This window comes from Kribbella sp. NPDC049584, from assembly GCF_040675555.1.
Taxonomy (GTDB): domain Bacteria; phylum Actinomycetota; class Actinomycetes; order Propionibacteriales; family Kribbellaceae; genus Kribbella.
On sequence record NZ_JBFAPF010000008.1, the window covers coordinates 259624 to 276793 of the forward strand.

The 17170-nt window shown below is 68.3% G+C and carries 15 protein-coding genes; 3 read left to right on the top strand and 12 right to left on the bottom strand.

Annotated elements, in window-relative coordinates:
* Window positions 1-51: 51 nt before the first annotated feature.
* Complete coding sequence (locus tag AB0J62_RS26660; RefSeq protein WP_363876623.1) at window positions 52-678, top strand: TetR/AcrR family transcriptional regulator; 627 nt, start codon at window positions 52-54, stop codon at window positions 676-678.
* On the opposite strand, the gene AB0J62_RS26665 is transcribed toward AB0J62_RS26660, so the two are convergent.
* On the bottom strand, window positions 675-3917 hold the full coding sequence (locus AB0J62_RS26665) for a BTAD domain-containing putative transcriptional regulator (RefSeq protein ID WP_363876626.1): 3243 nt from the start codon (window positions 3915-3917) through the stop codon (window positions 675-677). The two genes, AB0J62_RS26660 and AB0J62_RS26665, sit on opposite strands and share 4 nt — an antisense overlap.
* 86 nt (window positions 3918-4003) lie before the next feature.
* Between AB0J62_RS26665 and AB0J62_RS26670 the strand changes: the two genes are divergently transcribed.
* The gene (locus AB0J62_RS26670) at window positions 4004-5356 is read left to right on the top strand and encodes a serine hydrolase domain-containing protein (RefSeq protein WP_363876629.1); all 1353 of its coding nucleotides are present in this window, start codon (window positions 4004-4006) and stop codon (window positions 5354-5356) included.
* 101 nt (window positions 5357-5457) lie between these two features.
* On the opposite strand, the gene AB0J62_RS26675 is transcribed toward AB0J62_RS26670, so the two are convergent.
* The 6 genes from AB0J62_RS26675 to AB0J62_RS26700 all read right to left on the bottom strand — a co-directional run bounded on the left by AB0J62_RS26675 (window position 5458) and on the right by AB0J62_RS26700 (window position 10634).
* Complete coding sequence (locus tag AB0J62_RS26675) at window positions 5458-6087, bottom strand: NYN domain-containing protein (RefSeq protein ID WP_363876632.1); 630 nt, start codon at window positions 6085-6087, stop codon at window positions 5458-5460.
* Between the two features lie 98 nt (window positions 6088-6185).
* Window positions 6186-6629 (bottom strand): VOC family protein, encoded by a 444-nt coding sequence (locus AB0J62_RS26680; RefSeq protein ID WP_363876635.1) that lies wholly within the window; start codon window positions 6627-6629, stop codon window positions 6186-6188.
* 32 nt (window positions 6630-6661) lie between these two features.
* Window positions 6662-7477, bottom strand: coding sequence for an ABC transporter permease (locus tag AB0J62_RS26685; RefSeq protein ID WP_363876638.1), 816 nt, complete (start codon window positions 7475-7477; stop codon window positions 6662-6664).
* The gene (locus tag AB0J62_RS26690) at window positions 7474-8463 is read right to left on the bottom strand and encodes an ATP-binding cassette domain-containing protein (protein WP_363876641.1); all 990 of its coding nucleotides are present in this window, start codon (window positions 8461-8463) and stop codon (window positions 7474-7476) included. The genes AB0J62_RS26685 and AB0J62_RS26690 overlap by 4 nt, the downstream gene beginning before the upstream one ends.
* A gap of 129 nt (window positions 8464-8592) precedes the next feature.
* Entirely contained in the window at window positions 8593-9909 is a 1317-nt protein-coding gene (locus tag AB0J62_RS26695; protein WP_363876644.1) for an MFS transporter, read from the bottom strand.
* On the bottom strand, window positions 9906-10634 hold the full coding sequence (locus AB0J62_RS26700) for a GntR family transcriptional regulator (RefSeq protein WP_363876647.1): 729 nt from the start codon (window positions 10632-10634) through the stop codon (window positions 9906-9908). Before AB0J62_RS26700 ends, AB0J62_RS26695 begins: the two co-directional genes overlap by 4 nt.
* A gap of 282 nt (window positions 10635-10916) precedes the next feature.
* On the opposite strand from AB0J62_RS26700, the gene AB0J62_RS26705 reads away from it, so the two are divergent.
* Complete coding sequence (locus AB0J62_RS26705; RefSeq protein ID WP_363876650.1) at window positions 10917-12344, top strand: S8 family serine peptidase; 1428 nt, start codon at window positions 10917-10919, stop codon at window positions 12342-12344.
* 58 nt (window positions 12345-12402) lie between these two features.
* Here the strand turns inward: AB0J62_RS26705 and AB0J62_RS26710 are convergent, their stop codons facing one another.
* From AB0J62_RS26710 to AB0J62_RS26730, 5 genes are all read right to left on the bottom strand, one after another.
* Window positions 12403-13233 (bottom strand): DMT family transporter, encoded by an 831-nt coding sequence (locus tag AB0J62_RS26710; protein WP_363876653.1) that lies wholly within the window; start codon window positions 13231-13233, stop codon window positions 12403-12405.
* Window positions 13234-13390: 157 nt separating this feature from the next.
* The gene (locus tag AB0J62_RS26715) at window positions 13391-14335 is read right to left on the bottom strand and encodes an NAD-dependent epimerase/dehydratase family protein (protein ID WP_363876656.1); all 945 of its coding nucleotides are present in this window, start codon (window positions 14333-14335) and stop codon (window positions 13391-13393) included.
* The gene (locus tag AB0J62_RS26720) at window positions 14332-14760 is read right to left on the bottom strand and encodes a MerR family transcriptional regulator (protein ID WP_363876659.1); all 429 of its coding nucleotides are present in this window, start codon (window positions 14758-14760) and stop codon (window positions 14332-14334) included. Before AB0J62_RS26720 ends, AB0J62_RS26715 begins: the two co-directional genes overlap by 4 nt.
* A 74-nt stretch (window positions 14761-14834) precedes the next feature.
* Window positions 14835-16193, bottom strand: coding sequence for a dihydrolipoamide acetyltransferase family protein (locus tag AB0J62_RS26725; RefSeq protein WP_363876662.1), 1359 nt, complete (start codon window positions 16191-16193; stop codon window positions 14835-14837).
* Window positions 16193-17170: an alpha-ketoacid dehydrogenase subunit beta gene (locus AB0J62_RS26730; RefSeq protein ID WP_363876665.1), complete on the bottom strand. Its 978-nt coding sequence runs from the start codon at window positions 17168-17170 to the stop codon at window positions 16193-16195. Before AB0J62_RS26730 ends, AB0J62_RS26725 begins: the two co-directional genes overlap by 1 nt.

Here is a 17170-nt window from a genome sequence, read left to right on the forward strand (position 1 = left end):
GGGGTGGATAGGATGTCCGGCATCTGGCACGGGGTAGCGACAAGAGGTGTGATGAGGGAACCCTCCGTACGCCGTTATTCCGGGCGGTCAGTCGAGGAGTGGAAGGCCGCGCGCCGGGAACGGCTGCTGGCCGCCGCGCTCGAGCTCTTCGGGACCGAAGGATATCCGGCGACATCCGTGGAACGCCTGTGTACACAGGCGAAAGTGTCCACCCGGCACTTCTACCACGAGTTCCAGAACAAGGAAGCAGTACTGCTCGCCGTTCACGCGCAGGTGATCGAGTTGGCGGTCCGGAGCACCGGAGACGCGCTCCGCCGGACCGCCGACCGACCGGTCCGGGAGCGGATCACCGCGGCCGTCGACTCGTACCTGCGCACGATCATGGCCGACCTCCGCCGGGCGCGGATCTCGTTCGTCGAGGTGGTCGGCACCAGCCCCGCGGTCGAGGAGCAGCGGATCGCGTTCCGGGAGTTGCTGATCGGCAACGTCCGCGACCTCGGCGACACCGCGGTCGAGCGCGGTGAGATCAAGCGCAAGGACTTCCGGTTCCTCGCGCTGGCGTTCTTCGGCGCGGTGAACACCGTCGTCTACGACTGGATGCTGGCCGAACCACGACCGCCGGAACAGAAGGTGCAGAGCTCACTGCGGGACCTTGCCGTCCAGCTGATCACGACTTAGTCGGAGCTGTAGCGTTTGCGAAGCTCGGCGACCGCCTCTTCGCGGGTCAGTGCGGCGCCGGCGGCATAGCAGGCGTCGTACTTTTCGTTGCCCAAGGCATCACGCAGTCGATCGACAGACCGCTGTACGTCGCCGTCGGGGATCGAGCGCATCCCCCGCAGTACCGTTGTCATCCCGAGGGTCCGCGCCGCCTGCTCGGTCTCGCCCGCGGCCAGGTCCACATCCGCCGCGGTCTCGACGACGGAAGCGACGAGCGGCATGTCCTCTGTGGTCAGAGCCAGCCGCACGGACTCCCGGTTACGCCGTTGCGCCAGCTCGAGGTCGCCGGTGGCCGCGTTCGTCCGGCTCAGCTGCGCGAGCATGCTCGCCTGTCCGTGCGGCGCGACCCGCTCGGCCTCGAGGTCGAGCAACCCGTACGCGCGCTCCGCCAGGTCCCTCGACTCGTCGAACTGACCGGTCCGGTACGCGATCCGCGCGAGCCCCATGTAGGTCATGGCCTCACTGCCGCGGGACCCTGTCTCCTCGGACAGCCGCAGTGCGCGCTCCAGGTCCGCCCGGGCACCGTCCATGTCGCCCAGCTCGATCCGGGCCATCGCGGCCCCACCGAGCAACTGGGCGACACCTTCAGTCGTCCCGAGCTCTTCGATCAGGTGGCGCGCTTCGATCAGCGACTCCAGCGCCTGAGCATGATCACCGCTGCTGGCCTGGTAACCCGCGAGCCCGCGCAGCGCCATCGACGTACCGAAGCGGTCACCGAGCTGCCGGAAGCCGTCGAGCGCGACCGTCAGGTTGGCCGCCATCTGCTCGACCTCGCCCTCGTTCTCGCGGAACATCGCGCCCATCATCACGCCCATGTTCCGGACCCACGGATCGCGATGCTCGCCGGCCGCCTCGAGCTCGCGGAAGCAGGTCGCCTTGTCCCGCCGGATCGCGGCCCAGATCGCGTTGGTGAACAGTCCGATCCCGGCGTCGACGAGCTGCTGGTGCCGGCGCGTCATCCAGCGGACCGTCGCCAGTCCGCGGATCATCTGCTGGAACGACTTCGCCTGATCATCACCGCTCGACATCTGTCCGAGCGCGAGCAGGTACAGCGCCTCGGCCTTGTCCAGCGGCGCGCTCTTCCCCGGCACGGCCAGAGCCGCCCGCATCCAGTTGACCGCCTCGGCCGGACGACCGCTCATCGTCCAGTACTCGCCCAGCACGGCAACCATCTGTACGGCGATCCGCGCCGAGCCGATGTCGATCGCAGTACGGAGCGCGTCGAGCAGGTTCTCGTTGTCGGCCGTCAGCCGGGCGATCCACTGGATCTGCTCACCGGTCCGCAGCTTCGGTCGCGCCTGGCGCAGCATGCGGCTGAAGAACGCCGTGTGTTGGCGCCGGAAGTGGTCGTACTCGCCCGAGGCCTTCAGCTGCTCGGCGGCGTAGGCACGGACCGTCTCCAGCATCCGGTAGCGCACTGAGCGCTCGTCGGCCGCGGCCTCCACGAGGGACTTGTCCACAAGAGACGCGAGGACGCCGAGCACAGCCTCGGGCGGGATGCGGTCGTCGCTACAGATCTGTTCGGCCGCGTCCAGCGTGGCCCCGCCGGAGAACAGTGAGAGCCGCCTGGCGACCGCTTGCTCGTCCGGGTCGAGCAGGTCCCAGCTCCACTCGACAACGGCTCGCAGGGTCTGGTGCCTGGGCAGTGCGGTCCGGGAGCCGCTGGTCAGCAACCGGAACCGGTCCGCGAGCCGGTCCACGATCTGCGGCGGGGTGAGCGCCCGCAACCGGGCCGCGGCCAGCTCGATCGCCAGCGGCATCCCGTCCAGTCGGCGGCAGATCTCGGCGACCGCGTCCCGGTTCTTGTCGATCAGCATGAAGTCCGGGCGTACTGCGCGCGCCCGGTCGACGAACAACTGCATCGCCGGGTAGTCGTCGGTGTCGTTGTGCTCGTCCTCGGGCGGCATCGCGAGCGGACCGACCGGATGCAGGTGCTCACCGGGGATGCTCAGAGGCTCGCGGCTGGTCGTCAGCACCCGGAGCCGCGGGCAGGAGGCAAGCAGGGAGTCGACCAATCCGGCGACCTCCTGGATCAGGTGCTCGCAGTTGTCGAGCACGAGCAGGACGCGGCGGTCGCCGATCACCTCGACGAGCCGGAGCGTTGCAGCCCGGCTGGTCGGGATGTGCTTCGGCGCGAAGGTGGCCGGCTGCACGTCGACGTACTCGCTGGCGCCGAGGGTGGACAGGACAGCTGGTGCCACATCGGCGGCGTCGCCGAGCGGCGCGAGCTCAACGAACCAGATGCCGTCGCCGCTCTGGTCTACGAGCGTCCTACCGGCCTCGGTGGCCAGCCTGGTCTTGCCGGCGCCACCCGGGCCGACCATGGTGACCAGGCGGGTCCCGTTGCTCATCAGCCGGGTCAGCTCGGCCACGTCCTCCCGGCGCCCTACGAAGCTGGTCAGCGGAGCACGCAGGTTGCTACGCGGCGCTGAAGGCACCGGAGCTGGTACCGCGGACGACTTGGCGGTCGGGTCGACGCTGTCGCCGCGCAGCACCGAGACATGGAGGTCGCGGAGCCGGATGCCCGGGTCGGCACCCAGCTCATCGGCCAGCGTGGTCCGGACCCGTTCGTACGCCGCCAGAGCCTCCGCCTGGCGACCGTCGGCGTACAGAGCGCGGATGAGGAGTTCGTGGACGCGCTCGCGCAGTGGGTGCGTGACAGCGAGCTGCTCGAGGTCGGTGATCAGGTCGCGCGCCTGGCCGCAGGTGACAGCGGCCTCGGCGAGGTCCTCCGCGGCGGCAAGGCGCAGCTCGGCCAGGCGGTCCGCCTCGACTCCGGCGAACGGGAGGTCACGGAGGTCGGTGAGAGCTTCACCGCGCCACAGCTTGTCGGCCTGGGTCAGGAGGGCGTGGGCCCGCTCCGGCTCGGTGGCCAGCAGGGCGCGGCCGCGGCGTACGAGATCTTCGAACTGGAGGGCGTCGACGCAGTCCGGACCGATCGTGAGCGTGTAGCCGGCCGGGCCGGACTGGACCGAGATGCTCGACTCGGTCGCGGGGAGACCGGCCCGCAGACGGGAGACCAGGGACTGCAGAGCGTTCGCACTGGGAGCCTCGCTGCCCCACAGCCCGTCGACGAGGGTCTCGACGCTGACCGGTCGCCCGGCACTCAGCGCGAGGCGCGCGAGCAGTCCGCGCAGGCGGACGCCGCGGATGTCGAGCGGAGTCCCGTCAGCCGCCCACATCGCGAGAGGCCCAAGCACCGCTATGCGCACCCCACCAGCCTCGCATATCCGACCGACCAAATCCCCCTGCCTTTTGTCATCCACCTCCCTTAAGGTCGGAACTCGTGACAGATATCGCCGAGCAGACCCAGAACGCACTCACCCGTATCGTCGCCGAGCGGCAATCGAAGGGCCGGGTTCCCGGGGTGGTGGGCGCTGTCGCCCGCGCCGGGAAGCTGGCCTGGTCGACCGGAGCCGGATCGGCCGACCTGGACAATCCCGGCGTACCGCCGACCGCGGACTCGCAGTTCCTGATCGCATCGCAGAGCAAGACGCTGACCGCGGTCACGATCATGGCATTGCGCGACGAAGGCAAGCTCAGCCTGGACGACACGGTCGACAAGCTGATCCCGGGCAGCAAGCACGAAGGCATCACCGTGCGGCAGATGCTCAGCCACGCCAGCGGCATGCAACGGGAGCCGGTCGGCGACGTCTGGGACCTGATGAAGTTCCCGTCCCGCGACGAACTGGTCGACGGGTGGAACGACGCCGAGCGGATCGGCAAGCCGCACCACCGGTTCCACTACTCCAACCTGGTGTTCGCACTGCTCGGTGAGATCGTCGCGCGGATCGACGGCCGGTCCTGGTACGAGTCGGTCAAGGCGCGGATCCTCGACCCGCTGGAGATGCGCCGTACGACGGTCGGCATGGACGGCGGACCGGCGCAGATCGGGTACTACGTGCCGCCGTGGACCGACGTACCGGTCCGGGAGCCGCTGCTCGACATCGGCGCGATGGACGCCTGCGGCGGGCTCGCATCGACGGCCGAGGACCTGGCGAAATGGGCGATGTTCGTCGCGAACCCGGTCGACGAGGTGCTGTCGAAGGACACCCTCGACGAGATGTGCCAGGTGCAGATCATGGCCGATGTGGACCGCTGGCAGCTCGCGTTCGGGCTCGGGTTCATGCTGTTGCGCCGCGGCGACCGGCTGTTCGTCGGGCACGACGGCGGCATGCCGGGCCACATCACGTCGACCTTCGTCGACCGCGAATCCGGTACTGCGGGCATCGCGCTCTTCGGCTCGACCTCCTCGCCGGCCCCGAGCGCACTGGCGACCGATCTGATCATCAAGGTCCTCGAGGACGACCCGCTGCCGCCCGAAGCCTGGGTCCCCGGCACCGAGGTCCCGTCCGAGCTGGCCGGCGTGCTCGGGACCTGGTTCACCGAAGGCAGCCCGTTCAACTTCACGGTCAAGAACGGCGTACTCCAGGCGAAGTCCCCGGCGGCCGCCGAGTGGCAGTCACCCGCCGTCTTCGAGAAGATCGCCGACGACACCTACCGAACCGTCTCCGGCCGGGAAACCGGCGAACTCCTGCAGATCACCCGCGACTCCTCGGGCATGCCAGAAAAGTTGCACTGGGCAACCTATCTCTGCACCCGCCAACCGCTGGCCTTCAGCGAGATCAACCCCGGCTGATCCGTGTTGCCCGGAAGGGTCTCGTCAGCTAGCCTGTGAACATTCCCCCAGTTGCTTCGGTGGCTGGGTGCGAGGCCCCACTTCGGTGGGGCTTCTGCTTTTCACCAACCCGTGGGCTTGCGGATCACGGCTCCTCCGGCACCCGTCACCCTCTCCGGAAACTGGCTGGCTCGCAGAACTCCTGCCCGGATCTGCTTCGCGAAGGTCGGTCGGCAGGTCAGCAGTCGCTGGCTCGGCACCGGCTGTGGATTGAGCAGCCCCACCACCTTTCCGAGCTCGTGCCGGACGATTCGAATCGGCTCGGTCAGGTCGGAGTCGTTGCTGACGACCGCGAAGGCGTCGGCATCGTCGCGGAAGGCGTCCACCAGGAGATAGGTCGCGAGGTTGACGTCGGAGCCCTTCTCCTCGGTCTTGATGACCTCGACCGTTCGCGGCCCAGAGCTGGGCGGGTTCGCAAGCATCATTCGCGTGGGTTTGGTGAGGAAACTTCCGAGATGTACTTCCACAGGCGGCAGCGTGCCGAGCGCCCGCAGGTACGCCTGCTGCCGGACCGGCGCGTGCAGATTGTCAGGGCGTTCCTTCACGAGCGCCGTGAAGTACCTGATCCGCCCAAGCTCGAACCGGGGCAGTAAGAGGCTGCACATCTTCTCGAGGTTCAGCCACTTGTAAGGCCGGCCCTTGAGGGAGCCGAAGTACAGGTTGAAGCCGTCGACGTACACGTTGATCCGCACCGACGCAGGCTATCCACCGCGAGCGCTCAATCTCGTGCTCTGAAATGCCCTTGTGGACAACGCAGCTTGATCTGCCCCGGGATACCCCCGGATTCCCCTCAGACGACGCAGAAGTCGTTGCCTTCCGGGTCCTGCATCCACAGGTGGTCGAGGGTGGTGGAGTTTTCCATCGGGACTTCGCGGATGAGGGTGGCGCCGGCGGTCAGCAGGGCTGCGGCTTTGGTGCGGATGCGTTGTTCGCGCAGCTGCTGGGGCTCGGCGCGGCCGCCGGCTACCTGGAGGTCGAGGTGGAGGCGGTTCTTGACCGTCCTGGGCTCGGGGACCTTCAGGAACGAGATCGACGGCAGGATGCCGTCGGGGTCGGAGATCGAGGCGCCGTCGTTCCACTCGTCCTCGGGGACGTTCAGCGCGGTCAGCCAGTCCTCCCACGTGTCCCACCCGGACGGTGGGGCCGCCTCGGTGTAGCCCAGCGCCGTACACCAGAAGCGCGCGACCACGGCCGGGTCCGCGCAGTCGATGGTGAGCGTCCAGTTCGTCGTCATACGACCACCTTGACGCTCACCACCGACAGATTTCAGGTACGGCGGCGGTAGGCGCGGATCGCCAGCGGGGCGAACACCGCGACCAGACCGACCATCCAGGCCAGCGTGATCAGCAACGGCTTCTGGACCGCACCGCCACCCATCAGGGCACGTTCGGTGTTGACCAGGTACGTGATCGGACTGACCTTGGTGAAGGCCTGCAGGAAACCCGGCAGCGTGCTGGTCGGGACGAAGATGTTGCTGCCGAAGGTCAGCGGGAACATCACCAGGAACGCGATGCCCTGGACGCCCTGGGCGGTCTTCATCGTCAGGCCGAGCCAGACCCAGATCCAGCACATCGACAGCGCGAACAGCAGCACGATCAGCATGGCCAGCAGGCCGTTGCCGACACCGTTGTGGAAGCGGAAGCCGAGCACGAATCCACTCGTCATCAAGATCACGATCGACAGCGAGTACCTGACCGCGTCGCCGAGGACGGCGCCGATCAGCGGCGAGATCCGGGCGATCGGCAGGCTGCGGAACCGGTCGAAGACGCCCTTGGCGAAGTCGTCGTTCAGGCCGACCCCGGTGCCCATCGTCGCGAACACGACGGTCTGCACCAGCAGACCAGGCAGCAGCACCGGCAAGTAGCCGCGCCAGCCGCCACCGCCCGCGATCGCTCCGCCGAACACGAACAGGAACAGCGCCAGGAAGATGATCGGCTGGAACGTGACGTCCGCCAGGGCTTCCGGGTTCTGCCGGATCCGGACGATGTTGCGCCAGGCGAGCGTCAGGCTCTGCGAGACCCAGGCGAACGGCCGTGACCGGTGGCCCAGGTGGGTCGGTGGTTCGAGGGTTGCGGTGGTCATCGACCCACTCCTTCCAGTACGGCGTCGGACTTCTTCTCTTCGGCGGTGTGACCGGTCAGGGCGAGGAAGACCTCGTCCAGGCTGGGCAGTCGCAGCGACAGCTCGGTGACGGCGATCCCGGCTTCGTCCAGCCGCCGTACGACGACGGGCATCGACGAGCCGTCGCTCACCGGCACGCTGACGAGCGTGTTCACCACGTCGACGTTCGGACGCGTGCCGGTCGACTCCGCGACGATCGCGGCGACCCGCTCGAGGTGGGCCGGCTCGGCCGGGCGGACGTCCAGCGACTGCCTGCCGGCCTGCGCCTTCAGCTCGGCCGGACGGCCGGACGCGACCACGGAGCCCTTGTCGAACACGACGATCGAGTCGGCCAGCGCATCGGCCTCCTCCAGGTACTGCGTGGTGAGCAGGACTGTGGTGCCGTCGAGGACCAGGTTGCGGATCGTCTCCCACACGCCGTTGCGGGCGTGCGGGTCGAGACCGGTGGTGGGCTCGTCCAGGTACAGGATGCTCGGGTTGCCGACCAGGCTCGCGGCCAGGTCGAGCCGGCGGCGCATACCGCCGGAGTACGTCTTCGCGATCCGGTCACCCGCGTCGGTCAGCTCGAACCGCTCGAGCAGCTGGTCCGCCCGGGCCCGGGACTGCTCCCGCGAGAACCCGAGCAGCCGGCCGATCATGATCAGGTTCCGGCGGCCGGACATGTCCTCGTCGACCGAGGCGTACTGTCCGGTCAGCCCGATGATGCCGCGGACCTTGCCGGCCTCCCGTACGACGTCGTACCCGCCGACCGTCGCGTGGCCCGCGTCGGGCCGGAGCAGGGTGCCGAGAATGCGGACCGCGGTCGTCTTGCCGGCGCCGTTCGGGCCGAGGACGCCGAGGACCGTGCCGGTGGGCACGCTCAGGTCGACGCCGGCAAGCGCGGTGGTGTTGCCATATTTTTTGACCAGACCGACCGCCTCGATGGCGACCTGGTTCGTTGTGGTCATCAGTTCCTCCCAGCTTCCCCAACCCCGGCCGGAGGCCGGTGCGTTGGATGAATTTCACTGGGACTACCTTGGCGCTCTGCCCTGTCACCGACCTGGCACTTGCCTGACACCCCGTGCCAGCGCGCTGTCTCAGCCCTTCAGCGGGACGATCTGGTTGGCCAGCAGGGCCTGGTAGGCCTCCGGGTTGTAGCGGGCCAGGTGACCGCGCGCCTTGCGGCGGTACTTGAGGATCTGCCGCGTACCGATCGCCCACAGCACGTACTGGAACGCCAGCGCGAACTTGAAGTCCTCGATCGTCTGCGGAGCCCCACCGGACGAGGTGTCGAGCAGGATGCCCACCATGCCGATACAGAGCAGCGTGGCGATGAACCCGCCGGTGTTGACCATCCCGTTGGCCGCACCGAACCGGGTCGCGGGGTTGAACGTCCGCGCATAGTCCAGCCCGAGCATCGACCCCGGACCACCAGCAGCTTGTACGACGATCAGCAGCAGGAGCACCGGCATCGGCGCACGGCCCGGCCACAGCAGGACGATGGTCCACATCAACACCGAGCCGGCGATCACCGCCAGCACGATCCACGACCGGTAGAAGGGGAACCTGGCGGCGTACCGCCCGACGAGGGGGCCGTAACAGAGCCCGGCGAGCACAGGGATGATCAGCATTGCCGCTGCGGTGGTCGGCGCGACGCCCTGACCCTGCACGAGGAACGGATAGCCCCAGAGCAGTCCGAACGTGCTGCCGGAGAAGCTGGTGGTGAAGTGCGTCCACAGCCCCAGCCGCGTGCCCGGCTCGTGCCAGGCGCGACGCAGGTTCTGCTTGACCTCGTGGAGCGGCTGCTTCGCGCGGCGGAGCGGTTCGTCGTACGGCGTGTCCTTGATCAGGAACAGCACCAGTACGCCGGCCACGAGGCTCAGCACGCTCGCACCCGCGAATGTGGGCGTCCATCCGAACGCGTGGAAGGCAGCAGCCATCGGAACGGTCGACATGATCGCTCCGAGACCACCGAGCATTCCGGTCGCCTGTGACATCACAGGCTGCCGCAGTGCGGGGAACCAGGACATGACCACGCGCAGCACGCTGATGAACACCAGTGCGTCGCCAACACCCAGCACTGCGCGTGCCGCGAGTGCAGCGGGGTACGAATCGACCAGGCTGAAGGCGGATTGCGCTACGAACAGCAGTCCGGACGCAGCGATCAGCAAACGCTTGGAGCCGTAGCGATCGAGCAGGATGCCGACGGGCACCTGCATGGCGGCGTACACCGTGAGCTGTACGACGGTGAAGCTGGCCAGTGCGGATGCGGAGATGTGGAAGCGCTCAGCGGCCTGTAGGCCGGCCACGCTCATCGATCCGCGGTGCAGCACCGTGACGAGGTAGGTGAGGACAGCAGTGATCCACACCGCCCAGGCTCGCCGACCGCCCAGGGGGAAGAGGAGTTCGGTCACCGAGTGCCTCGCAGATCATTTGCGGCTTCGGCGATGTGCGCGACGACGAGCTCACGGAAGCGCTTGACGCTGTTGCCGCCGAGCGCGTCGATCATCTCCTGGTGCGCGGTGATCGACTTGTCCATCCTCGCGGGCTGCACCTCGATACCGGGCACGCCCATCCGGACCTGACGGTCACGCAGGCTGTTGTAGAGCTTGGCGAGGATTTCGTTGCCAGCAGCACCGACAATGGCCTCGTGGAAGGCGCGGTCGGCCTCCAGGAAGCTCTTCGCGTCGCCCGCCTTGCGGTGCGCGCGCATCTCGTCGACGCGCTGGGTCAGCCGCTCGATCAGCTGCTTGCGCCGCGGCCAGACCTTGGCGGCGGCGTGCGTCTCGAGCAGCTCGCGGGCCTCGAGGACGTCCTCGATCTCCTGCGGCAGCACGGGCAGGACAAGCGCGCCCCTCTTCGGGTACAGCTTGACCAGTCCGGATTCCTCCAGGCGGAGCAAGGCCTCGCGGACCGGCGTACGGGAGACTCCGACCGCTGTGGCGAGCTCGCCCTCGGTCAGCAGCTCGCCGCCTGGGTAGACGCGGTCCAGGATCGCCGCCTTCACGTACGCGTACACGCGCTCGGCCGCGGGGATCTTCTCCACCCCCGGCGCGGCCTCGACCACCACCCGGGCGATCTCCGCGGTTTCGTCTCCCAGGAACAACGCATCACTCGCCGGCTCCGGCGACCCGCTCACGACTGAACTCCCCACCCATACGACTGGTATCTCTGTTGTATCTATCTTACACACAGCTCAATCCACCGGTCGGGCGGGTTATTCCCCAGCTTGTCCACGAGTTATCCACAGGCAGATCCACAGCATGTGGGCAACTGAGCGTGAACGGGGGGACGCTCGGTAGTGACGAATGCAGGGTTTCCCCTGCGTTGTGGATAAGGGACTCCGTCTGGCCGGAATCCGCTCTAGAGTCTCCCGATACGGCCCGGGACCGTCCGCCCGGGCCTACCCCGAGGAGGCAGCGTGTCCCGAACTTCCCGTTCCCGCCGGTTGTCCGCCGGCCTGGCCGCGGCCACGCTGGCGCTGACATCCCTCAGCGCCGCGACGGCGTACGCCGCACCGCTCGACGACCCCACGCCCGGTCCCCTGATGAACTACGTGATCAACACCAAGGCCTCGCCGGGACATGTCCGGAAGGTCGAGGACGCGGTCAAGCAGGCCGGCGGGACGGTGCTCTCGTCGTACCGGGAGTTCGGCGTGGTGGTCGCGCAGTCGACCAACGCGAACTTCAAGGTCGACGTGCGCGCCGGACACAACGGGCGCGAGGTGCAGTCCGTCGGCGCCACCCGGACCGCGGCCGTCAGTGAGGGGGCGGCGAGCGGGCTGAGCTCGGTCGACTCGGTCGGCTCGGTGGATGAGACCACGGCGACACCGGTGCTCGACCCGCGCGAGGGCGAGCAGTGGGACATGGTCCAGATCAAGGCGGACCAGGCTCACACCGTGACCGACGGCTCGCGGCGCGTGCTGGTCGGCATCAACGACAGCGGCGTCGACGACACCCACCCCGACCTCGCGCCGAACTTCGATGCGCGCGACTCGGTCAGCTGCGTGAAGAACGGCGTACCGGATCAGACGCCCGGCATCTGGCGGCCGACGACGAGCCCGCACGGCACGCATGTCGCGGGCACCGTCGCCGCGGCGCGCAACGGCGTGGGCATCGTCGGTGTCGCGCCGGGTGTGCGGATCGCGTCGGTCAAGGTCGTGAACGACGATGGCTTCATCTACCCGGAGTACTCGATCTGCGGGATCGTGTGGGCCGCCGAGCACCACATGGACGTGACGAACCACAGCTACTTCATCGACCCGTTCCAGTTCTGGTGCAAGGACAACGGCGACCAGGGCGCGGTGCAGGAAGCCGTACGGCGCGCGTACGCGTGGGCCGCTGACCAAGGGACGCTGTCGGTCGCGGCGGCCGGCAACTCGAACTACGACCTGGCCCACAAGACCACCGATACCACCAGCCCGAACGACTCGACCCCGGTCAGCCGGACCATCGACAACAACTGCCTCGACATGCCGACCGAGCTCCCCGGCGTGATCACCGTCGCCAGCACCACGCAGGCCCGGGTCAAGAGCAGCTTCTCGAACTTCGGCCTGAACAAGATCGACGTCGCCGCACCCGGTAGCTCGATCCTGTCCACGCTGCCCGGCGGCGGTTACGGCCTGATGAGCGGCACGTCGATGGCGTCGCCGCACGTCACCGGTATCGCGGCCCTGCTCAAATCCACTCACCCGTGGTGGGGCCCGCGCGACCTGGAGCGAGCCCTCCAGCGCGAGGCCGACGACACCGCTTGCCCGGCAACCCCCGACGCCCGCTGCACCGGTACCACCGCCAACAACGCCTTCTACGGCGAAGGCATCGCCGACGCCCTCGACGCCGTCCACCCGTAACAAGCCGAGTGGGGGTCCACCGCCCGGGACCCCCACTCACTCATCACCTGTGCAGTCGTCAGCCGAGGGTGATCAGGATGATGCCGGTTACTACTACGGCGGCGGCTGCAGCTCGTTTGGGGCCGAAGCGTTCGTTGAAGAACAGGGTGCCAATGAGGGCACCGAAGATGATGCTGGTTTCGCGGAGGGCGGCGATGGCGGCGAGGGTGCCTCGGGTTTGGGCCCAGAGGACGAGGCCGTAGGCGGCCATCGAGACGACACCGCCGAACAGGCCCGAGAAGATCGCGGGTTTGGGCAGGTTGAAGGCTTGCGGACCGCGCCACAACACGACGGCCAGCGGGACCGCGAAGCCCTGGAGCATGAAGACCCAGCCCATGTAGGTCGCGACCGGCATCTTGTGGACGGCAACCCCGTCGACGACCGTGTACGACGCGATCATCAAGCCGGTGCCGAACGCGGCGAGCAGCGCCGGCAGCTGACGGCGGCCGGGCCGGCCGATGAACACGAGGCCGATCAGACCGCCCGAGATCAGCAGTACGCCGGCCAGCTCGATCACAGCCAGGTGCTGGTGCAGCACGACGATCGACACCAAGGCCACGACCCACGGCGACGTACCGCGGGCCAATGGATACATCTGGCTGAACTGACCGAGCTGGTACGACGCCAGCAACCCGCCCAAGTAAGCAAGGTGCAGCAGGGCAGACGCGACGATGTATCCCCACGTGCCGGCCGGCGGCAGGCCCGTCAGCAGGATCGCGACGAGCCCGATCACTCCGGCCGCGAGCTCGAACAACGCCAGCCCGGCCACCCGATCCGGCGCCCCGTGCGCCATCGCGTTCCAGGTGGCGTGCAGAACCGCCGCCCCCAGCACCACAAAGATCACCAGCACCGCCCCACCATCTCACCGCCCACGTGAGAAGGCAGCCGGATTACGCCACCCGCAGACCGCTGGCCGAGGCCTCGACTCCCCCCGCACTGCGCGAGCTCGCCGGCGCGCCTCGGTCAACTCGCTCGAAGGAGCTCCGTCGGCTCGGGTGGCGGTGGGTTCAGAGGATGCTTGGCACTAGGCCGAGGTCACGGAGACTGTCGGCGGTTTCGAGGATGGTGGTTTTGAGGTCGCGGGGTTGCCAGCCGAGTTCGGTTCGGGCTCGGTCGTTGTGGATGATCGGGCGGGGCAGGTCGAGGCCCGGTGCCTCTTCGGTGGGGGCGGGTGGGCCGAGGATCTCCGCGATCTCGAGGAAGCTGACGGTCGGGTCGTTGGCTACGGCAAGGAAACGCTTGCCTGCGGCATCGGGTGCGGCCATCGCGCGTACCTGGAGATCGGCGACGTCGCGTACGTCGACCACGCCGAAGCGAGCTCGTGGCGCCACGGTCATCGTGCCGTCGAGCATCAGCTTGATCAGCTGGGTGGACGAACGGAGGTCGGCGGTGAGCGTCGGGCCAAAGATCGCGGTCGGGTTCACGACCACGAGCTCCGTGTCGGCGCCGCGCATCAGCTCCCACGCGGCTCGCTCGGCGATCGCCTTCGAGCGCGGGTACGGCGCGAGTCCGGGCGTAGCGGGATCCGTCCAGTCGTCCTCCGTGAACTCAGCGCTGGGCTTCGGCGTGTACCCGACCGCCGCGAACGACGACGTCAGTACGACGCGCCGCGCGCCGGCGTCACGCGCTGCCCGCAGTACCCGCAGCGTTCCCTCACGTGCCGGGACGATCAGCTCGTCGGGATCTTCCGGCTGCGTGAGCGGGATCGGCGACGCGACGTGATGAACCTCCGAGCAGCCCGCGACCGCAGCCGGCCAGCCGTCGTCGGACATCAGGTCGGCCTCGACGATCTCCAGCCCAGCATCGTCGGCACCACCTCGGCGTACGGCGGCGCGCAGTTCGGCGGAGCGTGCCGTCGAGCGGACCGTCGTACGGACCTCTTGTCCGTTGCGGAGGAGGCGCGCGATCAGGTGGGTGGCGAGGTAGCCGGAACCGCCGGTGACCAGGATCATCGCAATACCTCCACCACGCCGATGAGGCGCTCGATCGTCTCGGCCTCGGCGGTCGCGTCGCCGCGGTCGCGGGCGTCCCAGAGCGCGGCCTTCTCGCGGAGGTACTCGAGCCGCACGCGCTGGGCGGCGATCTCCGCCTCGATCCGCTCCGCGTGTCGCAGCAGCAGGTCGCGCTGCTCGGCCGCCGCCTCGCGACCGCGGATCCGGTTGGCTAGGTACGTGCGCATATCGCCGATGCCCACACCGGCGGTTCGCAGACAAGCCAGCGCCTCGAGGGTGTCGACGTCCGCGTCCCGGTAGCGACGATGGCCGCTCTGCGCGTCGCGGTCGATCGGACCGACCAGCCCTGCGTCCTCGTAGTACCGCAGCGTCGGCTCGCTCAGGCCGCTCCGCCGGGAGACTTCCTGAATGGTGAAAACCGTCATGCCGCCACGGTCACACACCTCAAGCGCTTGAGGTCAAACACGAAGGCCCGGGCGATCCGCCCGGGCCTTCGTGGTCAGAACATCAGCGCGCGGGCCGGGTCCTCGAGGATGCTTGCGACATCGGAGAGGAAGATCGAGCCCTTCTCGCCGTCGATCAGGCGGTGGTCGAAGGACAGTGCGAGCGTGGTGATCCAGCGCGGGACGATCTCGTCGTCCACCACCCACGGCTGCTTGCGGATCGCGCCGAACGCGAGGATCGCGGCCTCGCCCGGGTTGATGATCGGCGTACCGGCGTCGACGCCGAACACTCCGACATTGGTGATCGTGAACGAGCCCCCGGCCTGGTCCGCCGGTTGCGTCTTGCCCTCGCGGGCGGTGGCGACCAGGTCGTTCAGCGCCGTGCACAGCTCGGGCAGGCTGAGCGAGTCGGCGCCCTTGATGTTCGGGACGATCAGCCCGCGCGGGGTGGCCGCGGCGATGCCGAGGTTGACCGCGCCCTTGTACACGATCTCCTGCGCCTGCTCGTCCCACGCCGCGTTGATGATCGGCGTACGACGGGCGGCCAGGGTGACTGCCTTCGCGACGATGAGCAGCGGCGAGACGCGGAGGTCGCGGAACGCCTTGTCGGCCTTCAACCGCTCGACCAGCTCCATCGTCGCGCTGACGTCGACGGTGATCCACTCGGTCACATGCGGCGCGGTGAACGCACTGGCAACCATCGCCTGTGCCATCACCTTCTGCACACCCTTCACCGGCACGCGAGTGTCACCCTGCCCACTCACCACCGGCGCGGCTTCATAAACCGGCTCGGCCTCATAGGCCGCTTCAGCCGGAGCGGCCACATAACCCTCGACATCAGCCCGGGTGATAATCCCACCCGGCCCACTGGCGGTCACCGCAGCCAGATCAATCCCCAGATCCTTGGCCAACTTCCGCACCGGCGGCTTGGCCAGCACGTGCACCGACCCGGCCTGCTCGTTGCTCTTAGCAACAACGGGCTCGGGAACAGGTGCAGGTGCAGGCGTAGGTGCAGGAGCAGCTACCGGAGCCGGACCAGCTGATTTGCGGGCTCGGCGTTTGGCTTCGGTGGTTTTGGGGCCGTAGCCGACGAGGACCGCGGTGCGGCCGCCGGTTTCTTCGGCCGGCTCGGGGACGGTGGGGACCAGGTCGTCGGCCAGAGCCTCGGCCGGCGACTCGGTCTCCACGGAGATGATCGGGGTGCCGACGTCTACCGTTTCACCCTCGGGAACCAGGAGCTCTTTTACAACGCCGGCGAACGGCACCGGCAGCTCGACCAGGGACTTCGCGGTCTCGATCTCGACGATGGTGTCGTTGAGCTTGACCGTGTCGCCCGGCTTGACCTTCCAGCTGACGATCTCGGCCTCGACCAGCCCCTCACCGACATCGGGGAGGCGGAACTGCTGGATGCCCATCAGTACTCCATCACCCGGTCGACGCCGTCCAGCACCCGGTCCAGGTCCGGAAGGTAGTCGTCCTCCATCCGCGACGGCGGGTAGGGCGTGTCGTACCCGGTCACGCGCAGTACCGGAGCCTCGAGGTGGTAGAAGCACTCCTCGGTCACCCGCGCCGCGATCTCGGATCCCGTGCCGAGCGACAGCGGCGCCTCGTGCACCACCAGCGCCCGCCGGGTCTTCTTGACCGACGCGAAAATGGTCGCGAGGTCGAGCGGCGCGATCGTCCGCAGGTCCACAACCTCCAGGTTGCGTCCGTCCTCGACCGCGGCCTCGGCCGCCTGCAGGCAGGTCTTCACCATCGGGCCGTAGCAGAACAGCGTCGCGTCGGTGCCCTCACGGACCACCTTCGCCTGGTGCAGCGGCTGCGCGGGCGGCACGGACTCGTCCAGCTCCGCCTTCTCGTGGTACCGGCGCTTCGGCTCGAAGAACACGACCGGGTCGTCGGACGAGATCGCCTGCTGGATCATCCAGTACGCGTCCACCGGGTCGCCGCACGAGACGACCTTGAGCCCGGGCACGTGCGCGAACAGCGTCTCCGGCGACTCGGAGTGATGCTCGACCGCGCCGATGCCACCGCCGTACGGGATCCGGATGACGACCGGCATCTTGATCCGGCCCTCGGAGCGGTAGTGCATCTTCGCGACCTGGTTGATGATCTGGTCGTACGCCGGGAACACGAACCCGTCGAACTGGATCTCGCAGACCGGCCGGTAGCCGCGAAGCGCGAGACCGACCGCGGTGCCGATGATGCCGGACTCGGCCAGCGGGGTGTCGATGACGCGGTCCTCGCCGAAGTCCTTCTGCAGGCCCTCGGTGACGCGGAAGACGCCGCCGAGCTTGCCGATGTCCTCGCCCATGACGACGACCTTCGGGTCCTTCTCCATCGCGGCCCGCAGGCCCGCGTTGATGGCCTTGCCGAGAGTGATCTTGGTCAT

Excerpts from the sequence above, each read along its gene's own strand:
- AB0J62_RS26715 (WP_363876656.1), bottom strand. The coding sequence starts at position 14,335 with ATGATCCTGGTCACCGGCGGTTCCGGCTACCTCGCCACCCACCTGATC.
- AB0J62_RS26725 (WP_363876662.1), bottom strand. The coding sequence starts at position 16,193 with ATGGGCATCCAGCAGTTCCGCCTCCCCGATGTCGGTGAGGGGCTGGTC.
- AB0J62_RS26685 (WP_363876638.1), bottom strand. The coding sequence starts at position 7,477 with ATGACCACCGCAACCCTCGAACCACCGACCCACCTGGGCCACCGGTCA.
- AB0J62_RS26690 (WP_363876641.1), bottom strand. The coding sequence starts at position 8,463 with ATGACCACAACGAACCAGGTCGCCATCGAGGCGGTCGGTCTGGTCAAA.
- AB0J62_RS26680 (WP_363876635.1), bottom strand. The coding sequence starts at position 6,629 with ATGACGACGAACTGGACGCTCACCATCGACTGCGCGGACCCGGCCGTG.
- AB0J62_RS26720 (WP_363876659.1), bottom strand. The coding sequence starts at position 14,760 with ATGACGGTTTTCACCATTCAGGAAGTCTCCCGGCGGAGCGGCCTGAGC.
- AB0J62_RS26730 (WP_363876665.1), bottom strand. The coding sequence starts at position 17,170 with ATGACCAAGATCACTCTCGGCAAGGCCATCAACGCGGGCCTGCGGGCC.
- AB0J62_RS26660 (WP_363876623.1), top strand. The coding sequence starts at position 52 with ATGAGGGAACCCTCCGTACGCCGTTATTCCGGGCGGTCAGTCGAGGAG.